Origin of the sequence: Mesorhizobium sp. M7A.F.Ca.CA.003.01.2.1 (assembly GCF_003998945.1) — a bacterium.
GTDB lineage: Bacteria > Pseudomonadota > Alphaproteobacteria > Rhizobiales > Rhizobiaceae > Mesorhizobium > Mesorhizobium ciceri.
In genome coordinates this window covers 1-8727 of record NZ_RZRA01000108.1, presented here as the reverse complement: position 1 = coordinate 8727, position 8727 = coordinate 1, and the positions used below count along the sequence as shown (strand labels likewise).

The 8727-nt window shown below is 58.0% G+C and carries 9 protein-coding genes; 3 read left to right on the top strand and 6 right to left on the bottom strand.

Annotated features, from left to right (window positions below; all coding sequences use genetic code 11):
- The 3 genes from EN969_RS07120 to EN969_RS07110 all read right to left on the bottom strand — a co-directional run.
- Positions 1 to 314 (bottom strand): hypothetical protein (locus EN969_RS07120; RefSeq protein WP_164758169.1); only part of this gene is annotated, 314 nt, incomplete at its 3' end.
- Between the two features lie 701 nt (positions 315 to 1015).
- Positions 1016 to 1636, bottom strand: a complete 621-nt coding sequence (locus tag EN969_RS07115) for a sigma factor-like helix-turn-helix DNA-binding protein (RefSeq protein ID WP_063168143.1) — start codon at positions 1634 to 1636, stop codon at positions 1016 to 1018.
- A 486-nt stretch (positions 1637 to 2122) separates the two neighbouring features.
- Positions 2123 to 2686, bottom strand: coding sequence for a recombinase family protein (locus tag EN969_RS07110; RefSeq protein ID WP_063168142.1), 564 nt, complete (start codon positions 2684 to 2686; stop codon positions 2123 to 2125).
- A 953-nt stretch (positions 2687 to 3639) separates the two neighbouring features.
- On the opposite strand from EN969_RS07110, the gene EN969_RS07105 reads away from it, so the two are divergent.
- The gene (locus EN969_RS07105; RefSeq protein ID WP_063170253.1) at positions 3640 to 3831 is read left to right on the top strand and encodes a hypothetical protein; all 192 of its coding nucleotides are present in this window, start codon (positions 3640 to 3642) and stop codon (positions 3829 to 3831) included.
- Positions 3831 to 4073: a DUF982 domain-containing protein gene (locus EN969_RS07100; protein WP_063168141.1), complete on the top strand. Its 243-nt coding sequence runs from the start codon at positions 3831 to 3833 to the stop codon at positions 4071 to 4073. Before EN969_RS07105 ends, EN969_RS07100 begins: the two co-directional genes overlap by 1 nt.
- On the opposite strand, the gene EN969_RS07095 is transcribed toward EN969_RS07100, so the two are convergent.
- Complete coding sequence (locus EN969_RS07095) at positions 4067 to 4876, bottom strand: sulfite exporter TauE/SafE family protein (RefSeq protein WP_063168140.1); 810 nt, start codon at positions 4874 to 4876, stop codon at positions 4067 to 4069. The two genes, EN969_RS07100 and EN969_RS07095, sit on opposite strands and share 7 nt — an antisense overlap.
- 244 nt (positions 4877 to 5120) lie before the next feature.
- On the opposite strand from EN969_RS07095, the gene EN969_RS07090 reads away from it, so the two are divergent.
- Entirely contained in the window at positions 5121 to 5930 is an 810-nt protein-coding gene (locus EN969_RS07090; RefSeq protein ID WP_181172675.1) for a thermonuclease family protein, read from the top strand.
- A 205-nt stretch (positions 5931 to 6135) separates the two neighbouring features.
- On the opposite strand, the gene EN969_RS07085 is transcribed toward EN969_RS07090, so the two are convergent.
- Positions 6136 to 7563, bottom strand: coding sequence for a hypothetical protein (locus EN969_RS07085; protein ID WP_127224116.1), 1428 nt, complete (start codon positions 7561 to 7563; stop codon positions 6136 to 6138).
- A 49-nt stretch (positions 7564 to 7612) separates the two neighbouring features.
- A complete protein-coding gene (locus EN969_RS07080; protein ID WP_342030137.1) occupies positions 7613 to 8386 on the bottom strand; it encodes a hypothetical protein in 774 nt (257 codons plus the stop codon).
- Between the last annotated feature and the right edge of the window lie 341 nt (positions 8387 to 8727).

The window sequence follows — 8727 nt, the reverse complement described above, 5'->3', positions numbered from 1 at the left end:
GGCGTAGACGCCTCCAGCATATCAATGACGCTGGACTCCCGGTCTCGTGCCGGATGCCGAACCGGCAGCCTGTTGAGCCAGTCCAGCACGCCTTGCTCAACATGTCCGAGAAGGCTCCCTTTCGCCCCGACCATCCGCCTCAGTTCCAAGTTCAGCATTGACCGACTGGTGATGTATGCGCGGTCGATCCATTTGCCGGTCGGCTCCGCTCCCCGCCTCCGGGTTCGTTTTATTTCAGCTGCCTGAATGATCCATTCACGGTCGGTCTCGACAACGCGGATTGCCGGGGTGATCTGGCGGGTTGTCTCAGCCATTGGCTGTCCCCTTCACCAGACGGGCGGCCTCTCGCTTCATCTTCCGCACCTCGGCAACGCGAGCCTTGTTGCGGTGATACCATTCCCGGCTGATCTGCTTAGCGCGCTCTGGGTTCGCTGCTCGCCATTCTCGACCGTGTATTCGCCATGCAATGCGGTCGGCCTCAGTCGACATGATAGGGGTCGGCTCCTGTGGTGATGTTCATTGTGATCCTTTCGGGTAAGTGTTGGTGGTGACATTCGAAGGCCTCCCTTAAAGGGACGCCTCAGGTTGACGTGGAAGGGTGAAGACCTGTGGAGGGAGATCATCAGTCATCCAAGCATCAGGTGGACAGACTTCATGCGTCCTTTGGAGTTCCCTCTGGCTATGGCCTTGGAACAAGGGAAACCCAGAGAATAGACCAAAGCTGTGAGCGAAGCAGTACTGAGGGTGATCAGGTACTCAGGAGACATATTCCATGGTCTTCGGAGCGAAGCGACCAATGACATCCTGATATAAGGGTGTCTCTAGGGTTTCTCTGTTACAGAGGGTTTTCTAGAGGGTGTGTCTTATGTCCCTGAGCAACTCAGGAGAACCTTGGTGTTATCTTCGGATAAACCTATCGACGATAGGAACCCGAAGGGGCTGACCAAGGTAACACCCGAAGTGAAGGTCCCTGAGTGGAAGCCCTATAGTAGGTAGTCAACCATTCATGTCATTGTTAGCGTTGTGAAATCAGGTTTGGCCGACTTCCTAACTTCCGGGTTCGTTTCGGTTTGAACAATCTCCTGATAGCGGCAGCATGCTTCGATACCGCCTGCTTGGAGATGCCCAGCAGTCTGGCAATCTCAGCCTGTGACCATCCGTCCACGATGTAGAAAGCGACCCTCTCGCGGGTGCTTGCCCCGATGCCCTCGGCTGTCCACGGATCGAAGCCGAGAAGATCAGCGACCACGGGAGCCTTACCCGCCTTCAGGTGAGCCCAGACATCGAACGGAGCGCGCCCGCGCTTGGTCACCTCATGGTGCTGTACACGGCCCCGCCAAGCCATCCGCTCGCGTTCAGCTTCCAGAGCCTCGCATGGGCGCGACAGGTGAGACCGAACAGCACGGTCGGTGATCCCCAGCACCTTCGCTGATGCGGGCTGTGAGAAGCCCTCAGCACATAGGACGAGGGTGGCCTTATGGTTGAACTCTGGCGCACGTTCAGTGTCCTTGCGGGTGGCCTCTTGGTAGCGTTGGGTTGTCCACCGGGGGCCTTTCCTTTGAAATGCCTCAACCTCGGCAGTCCAGTGATCCGAGACCTCGGAGAAATCCGCCTCGACGGGACGGAAGACGGTCATGTTGGCTCCTTTCGTGGTGCTTCATACAAAATAATTGACGGGTGATTTCATACAAAATCGGAGGACAGATAGAGGGACACACGCGCCTCACCAAAGCTGCCCCGACAAGCGCCACATCCTGTCTCCCGGAAGAGCCGAACAGGGCAACAGGCGGTCGCAACAGGGGAGAACTGCACGGGGCAGCTTGGGTGAAGAGCGTTGGGTAGTGCTAGTGGAGGGGGTATTCGCCTTCACCGTGCTAGTGGTGGGGGTATGGGGTCTAATCGCCCCGTGGTCCTAGTGGTCACCCTATCGCCTTCATAGTGCTAGTGGTGTCCCTATGGGGCCGCTTTCACAGTGCTAGTGGGGGCCTTATCGCCCTCGTAGTGCTAGTGGTCACCCTATTTGCGCCTTCGTAGGGCTAGTGGGCTGACTGCCACCCTCCTGTGCTAGTGGGTGGGGTAATCGCCTCCCTATTCAGCACTCGCTCCATACTTTATGGAAACGTCAGGCCAACACGGCCAGCACCTTCTGGACCGCTGAAGGTGAACACCCGGCTTCCTTGGCAATCTGCCTCACAGAGCGCCCCTCGGCCTTCAGGGCCTTGATCCGATCATGGTCGAGCGTCACGGGCCTGCCAGTCTTCCACGGCTCGCCTTGGGCTTCTGCCTTGGCCTTCGCCTTGGCGATGCCTTCCATCTGCCGCTCCTTACGAAGCGCCGTCTCAAACTCTGCAATGCTGGCGAGGATGCCGAACACGAGCTTGCCAGTTCGGGTGGTCGTGTCCAGCGAGGCGTCATCTAACACCTTGAAGCCGACACCCTTCTTATCGAGGTCCCTGACGATCTGGTGGAGGTGTGCCGCCGATCTTGCCAGCCGGTCCACCTTGGTCACCACAAACACGTCACCGTCACGGGCAAACTCCAGCGCCTTCTCAAGCTCCGGCCTCGTCTCGTCCAAGCCGGACCTCTTCTCGCTGAAGACCTTCTCGGCCCCGGCAGACGTGAGCTTCTCAAGCTGGGTGTCGAGGTCTTGTCCGGTCGAGCTAACACGGGCGTATCCGATGATCATGTGCACTTTCCTCTAAGAGTGTTGGTGAACATCACTTAGTGGACGATAAGTGTACATGTCAAGCGGCATGTTCACAAAGGTATAGGTTTGTGGACGGAAAAGAATGGGTCGCCGCCGTAACGCGCGGAGCTAGGGGCCGATCAAGGGTGCCGAAAGGGTTTCTTTAGGGTGAGACCTAGGCGCACATGGTAGCGGCGCGCAGTGTCATCCCTCACGATCATGCGAGCTTCGGCAAGAGCGGCGCGCGCTCGAACCATGTTAACACGGGTCTCAACGAGGGTGTGGCGAAGCGCGCCGGATAAGACGATTTGGAAGCATGGGTCAGCGATCATCGGGCACCCTACACCCTTGTGTCCGACAAATACACCGATTGCCGGACAAGTGGCGAAACATAGCGCACCCTTCCGGCTACCTGTCGGCGCCCTTTGGCGCACCCTTGGCACCCTCCCAATGCATCGAAGGGATATCATATCCTTTGGCAAGCCTTGGATTGCATGGTGTTGCGCGTTGCATGTGGGGAATTGTGTGGGAGAACGCCCGCGATCACGCGCGCATCACGTCCCACGCGGGCGCGGATCAATGACGGCCGGGAGGCACCCCCACGGGGGGACGGCGCGCGTGCCAGTTGTCCGATCACCCGCTCACATTTTACTATCAAATATTCCGACCTCCTAATGGAACCAATTGTCTGACAATACGTTGAGCGCCGTTAAACGGAGCTTTTGTCACACAATAATTTAGGGGTTTAGGGGACAGCTTCATGGCCAAGCGCGACAAAGCCGGTCACAAGACCGTGGCCGACCACCTTCGTGAATCGATACGCAACGGGGACAATCGTCGAGACATACAGAAGGCCTTCGGCCTGACGGTTGACCCTGAGCTACCCCCAACACTAGCCTCGCTTCTTGATGCAATCGATCAAGCCCAAAAGGCTGCCACCCAAGAGGTCCCAGATGGCCCAGCAGCGGTACGACCTCAAGAAGGAACCGAATGGGACCTGGACGGTGTTCGACGTGTTCACCGGGCAGCCGGCTGAGCCTGATGGTCATCCAGCCACAGGTCTCGACATGGAGTATGCCGACGATCTGGTCGACCTTTTGAATGCTGCAGACCTGAAACGTAGGGTCGACCGAGGTGACTTCTGATGGCTCTCCATTGGTTCAACCCTCCGGTCTACGTGAGGTCCGATAGGGTCGGCATCACGGCAGGCATCAGTCACGTTGAGGGGGCGGCCGAGGAACTCATGAAGTGGCCCAGGAAGGGGCCGAAGTGGAACAAGGCGGTGCAGGCCTGCATCGACGCGTTCGAGGACCGGGCGTCACCAGAGGACGTTCGGCAAGCATTCGAGGAAGCTGCCGAGGAAGAAGGGATGTTGCGTCGTCAGTGACGCCAGACCTTGACCGCTGAAATCACCAAGATGGCAGCCAGCAGGGGCAGCAGCACACCGCTCGGCACAAATCCAAGCATCTGCCCGCCCAGGAACGTCCCGACAACCGAGCCGCAGGCCATGACCAATACGAACGCGATGTTGCGTCGGATGACTGAGAAGCTCTGGTCGCGGCTGTAGCGAGCGAACCCGACAATCATGGTCGGCAAGCTCACGGCAAGCGAGAGACTGCCGGCGAGCTTAATGTCGGCCCCGAACAACAGTATCAGCGTTGGGATCAGCAGTTCGCCACCAGCGACCCCGAGCAGCGCCGCAACGATGCCTATGATGAACCCAGCGAAGACCCCTGCGATCAACTGTGCTGGACCGCTGAGCAAGGCACTGTTGGCATGAGCGTTATGGCCGAACAACAGCACCCCTGCGATGAGGAAGAGTATGATCGAGATGGTCTTGTAGAGGGTCTCAGCTCGAAGGCGGGTCGCCCATCCGGCCCCGAGCCAGGCACCTATTAGGCTTCCAGCCAGGAGGTTCGCTATGATCGGCCAATGTGAAGCGATCTCCCCGAACGGGACTGTCTGAGCCCTGAACGGCAACGCGGTTGCCACCACGATCAGGCTCATGGCCTTGTTCAGGATCACGGCCTCCAGCGCACCAAAGTTGAACAGGCCGATCAGCAGCGGCAATCTGAACTCAGCGCCGCCGAGACCTACGAGACCGCCAAGCGCCCCGATAACCATTCCGCCTCCGAACGCGAGCGGCTTGCTGGGTGACGCCTGGGCGATTGGCAGCGGCTCATCGGTCATTGCGTTGTACTCCGTGGGAAACAACGCTGTAGGCCATCTTGGCTTGGACTACTAGGTACCTGATCCCCCTAAGCCACACCTGGGAGAACGTCAGGGGGGGCCTAGAGGGGAGCCTTGACGGAAGGCGATTAGGTCGTCGGTGTTCCAGATAGGCCTCTCCGAGGTGCAACTTTCCGCCCGGTGCGTACGCCTATTCACACCCAACCGCCTGCGCAGTATTGTAAGGCAGGCGTGAGGTATCGGATTGGAGACCGAGGACGACCTGAAGTCCCGTGTCGAGGCTGTGCTTACTCGCGGCCGTCTTACCCTATGGCAGCGGCAATTCCTGCTCGACATGCACGTCCGGCTGGCGAAGTACGGCCCACGCACACGGCTAAGCCCAAAGCAGTTTGCGAAGCTCTATGAGATAATAGGCTCCGCGCCATCGAGCAACTTCGAGCGGAGCCAAACAGCCCCATACCGTCCCACTTCGTCGCCGCATTGGGAGCCACGGCGACCAGGCAGCCGGGTCGCTAGGGAGGTGAGATACTTGGCGGCGCGGTTCACCAGAGCCTTCGGTTTCGCGCTGGCGCTGATCGTCGGTTCGCTGATCTACTCATACGTCGAGAAGGGCGAGCACATCTCTTGGCCCACCATGCCGTCCTTCGCGAGATCAGGCACGGGAGACCGGGCGCCGCTCGCAAGCTCGCAGTTCACTATCACCGACGGCGACACCATTCGCCTCAACGGTTCCGACAAGGGGACCCGGCTGGTGGGCTTCAATGCGCCTGAGAGCATCCAGCCGAGGTGCGACGCTGAGGCAGACCTTGGTCAGCGAGCAAAGGCGCGCCTCAAAGAGTTGGTGGCTGCGGCGAAGCTGGAGCTGAAGATGGTTCCATGTTCCTGCCCGGCAGGCACTGAGGGCACCGGCAAGTGCAACTACGGGCGAAGTTGCGGCTCTCTCTTTGCCGATGGCCAGGATGTGGGCGACATATTGGTGTCAGAGGGGCTGGCTGTACCGTTCGTCTGTGGCTCTACAAGCTGTCCGCCGACGCCACGCCCTTGGTGTGGGTAGGCTGCGCTTAAAACCCCCACACTGCCAACGCCTTCTCGGCACCCGCCGATCTTCCTTGATCCTGAGAACGGCCTGTCACCGGGCAGCCTGCTGATGCATGGAGGTGGCCGGCTGAACACCTCGACCACCCGTACGCTGAGGATTTGGCAGCGATCATGAGCAGTGATGCGGCTCTATCAATGAAAGGACGATGAGCTCACGAAGCTCAGGGCACATAGCCCATGAGTTTGGCAAGCGCGATAGCGGTAGTTCCGATGGCAACTGCTGCTGTCGAAATTCCCGATATCTTCTTCGCCCCGTCCTCGACTTTGCCAAGGACGTCGACCGCTTTCTTCAATTTATCGGGTGTGGGCTCTATTTGGGCCGCCTTCACGTGTTCAAGCGCATGCTCCTTAAGCTCGGGGGCAACGCCGGAGTCGTGTATGGCTTTGATCGCCTTGGAAAGCTCGGCCTGGATCAGCTCTATCGTTTGCGGCTGGTAATTAACATTGATCTCCCCCGTGTTCGTCGCATCGCCACCCATTGAAACAGCTCCGGCATTAATGCCGCCAGATATATTCGTGGTATTGTTGGTCACGTTAATGCTCCTGAATAAGTCGTCGGAACCGTCGAATGATATACGCATGAGCTTGCTGTAGAGTTCGGTCTTGGCGGCGTGTCCTTCGATCCTCCGACGCAGGAGAGAGTTTTGCGCCTCTCTTTCGTAGAAGTCGAGCACAGTACATTCATATGTTGGCGACCGATCCGCATGGCGCACCATGTGGTCCATGAGTGTATGAGCAATCTCACTGTCCGCCTCGGTCATGAACCAATCGTGCGCCAAAGCCTCGAGCCCGTCGTAATAGGTATCCTTTAGCCCGATAGCCAAAGCGAGGCGGACCTCAGCCTCATCGTCGCCGGCGCCGTTGGCAATGTAATCCTGGTGATCGGCAGCGTTAGCGTGCATGGCGATCGCGCGATACATCCAGCCACGTACATTTGGTGGCCTGCTCTCCACCGAACTGAGCGGGATACCCAGATCGTCAATAGATAGGTTGTCGTTCTCGGCCACGGCCCAAACGGTATACTGGACGACAATATCGTCGTCGTAAGCGCCGAGCGCTTTGACGATTTCGGAATTACTGTGCCGTGGATGAAAGAGATTGTGAGGGGCTCTGTTCAAGCCGACAACGATTAAGCCAAGTTTGAGGACGTCCGCCGACGCCTTCTCAATGTCGACCGGAATGCCCGTCAGGTCCAGTTTTGTATGTTCCACATGCTGCAGGGCCGCAAGGACTCGCATTTGCGGGTCGAAGAGATCGAGATCGTCTATCGCTTTGGTCGCGTCTCGCTTCATCCTGTAAATCGCGGCGATGGCTGCCGCTGCAGTCTGCGGGTCGGAACTAAATTCCTTGAAAACTCCCATCACACATTCGAGGCTGACAGCCGCCGTTCCGCATCTCGCCAATGCATTCAAGGCCCAACGCCTCAGCTTTTCGTCCGATTTTCGGGTGTAAAGAATGCCGACGATTGATTGCTGAACGCCAAGAAGTTCGCTTTGGACGATCCGATAGCCAAGTCTGTATATTCGGCAAATATATTGTAGTGCACGCTTCGTTCGCGCAGAGTCTGACGTTTCCAGCTGCGACTTCACATACGCAACGCTTGGCCCCGATAAGATGAGCGACGATGATGCCAAGTTTTCAGCCGGCTGACAGGTTTCGATCCGTTGTCAGTAACACGTATCGTGACCATGGGTCGAAATCATCGACGTTATTCACAGGAGTGCGCAAGTCGAGCCAAGTCAGGTCGTTCAACGCCAGTCGCCGCCGTTCAGGATGAAACCAGTGTGGGCATTCGAACGAAATAATCGCGAGCAGTTCATTCTGCCCCTCACCATGCGAAACCCACATAAAATACCTTAGGTGAGCAGCAAGCCGGTTGACACTGGCCGGCGTTCTAATCTCGGGAACATCGAGGTCAACTTTTGCTGCTTGGACACCCGAGTCCACAATTCCGAAGTCGTCATTGAACAATGTCCGTTGCTCAAGATGAACGAGAGTCGAAAATCCAACTGAACGTCTCGCCATGAATGCATCACGGTCATCGCGGTAGCGGCCGAGCCTGTAGCTCAGGACCTCGCGGTCGCGGCGCACCGACACAAAAGACCAAAGAAAGACGCTGCTGGGTCGCTTTGCCTTTGGATTGTCGTAACGGTAGCGGTTCGAGCGTAGCAGGCCGAATACTATTTCCGGTTCAATTGGTCTGCCGACTTCCGCGATCAGGGCAAGGTCGCTAACGTCAACTGCGAGAGCAGGCCCGCGCAATAGTTCGCGCATGCGGCGTCGAGTAGCGATCGGTTGCCTGTGGTCCTCGGGAATGGTGTCGTCAGTGAGGAACTCCCTAAGGAAAAAGCGCCCTGGCTTTGTCCTAAAGAAAAGGCTGTTGTCGCGATGAGAGATGATGTCTTCGCTCAACCTAGCTCCGAGCGTCTTATGCTGCGTCCGTCCGTGCAAGTGGGTTGGCACGTAGCCGAGGCGATAGGCAGCAGCCAACATCGCGCGGGGACTCAAGGGTCTCCGTTCGATCCGAAGGATAGACTCAGCGATCGCTAGGTAAGCATCCAAATGTCGCGTCCACGTTGATGATTTTCAAGGATTGGAACGTTAGTCCTCCAGCTCCTTGCATACAAGGCGACGGTCCGCGTACCTTTACGAAAGCCGACGATATTCTCCGCTTCACCTCAGGCCGCGCCTCGCCGCTGCCATTACCGTCCCGTTCCTGAGGGCGGCCTAAGGCAGGAGCGGAGGGGTATGGG

Bases quoted from the DNA above. Each gene is read 5' to 3' on its own strand.
- EN969_RS07115 (WP_063168143.1), bottom strand. From the start codon at position 1,636: ATGACCGTCTTCCGTCCCGTCGAGGCGGATTTCTCCGAGGTCTCGGAT.
- EN969_RS07110 (WP_063168142.1), bottom strand. From the start codon at position 2,686: ATGATCATCGGATACGCCCGTGTTAGCTCGACCGGACAAGACCTCGAC.
- EN969_RS07105 (WP_063170253.1), top strand. From the start codon at position 3,640: ATGGCCCAGCAGCGGTACGACCTCAAGAAGGAACCGAATGGGACCTGG.
- EN969_RS07100 (WP_063168141.1), top strand. From the start codon at position 3,831: ATGGCTCTCCATTGGTTCAACCCTCCGGTCTACGTGAGGTCCGATAGG.
- EN969_RS07095 (WP_063168140.1), bottom strand. From the start codon at position 4,876: ATGACCGATGAGCCGCTGCCAATCGCCCAGGCGTCACCCAGCAAGCCG.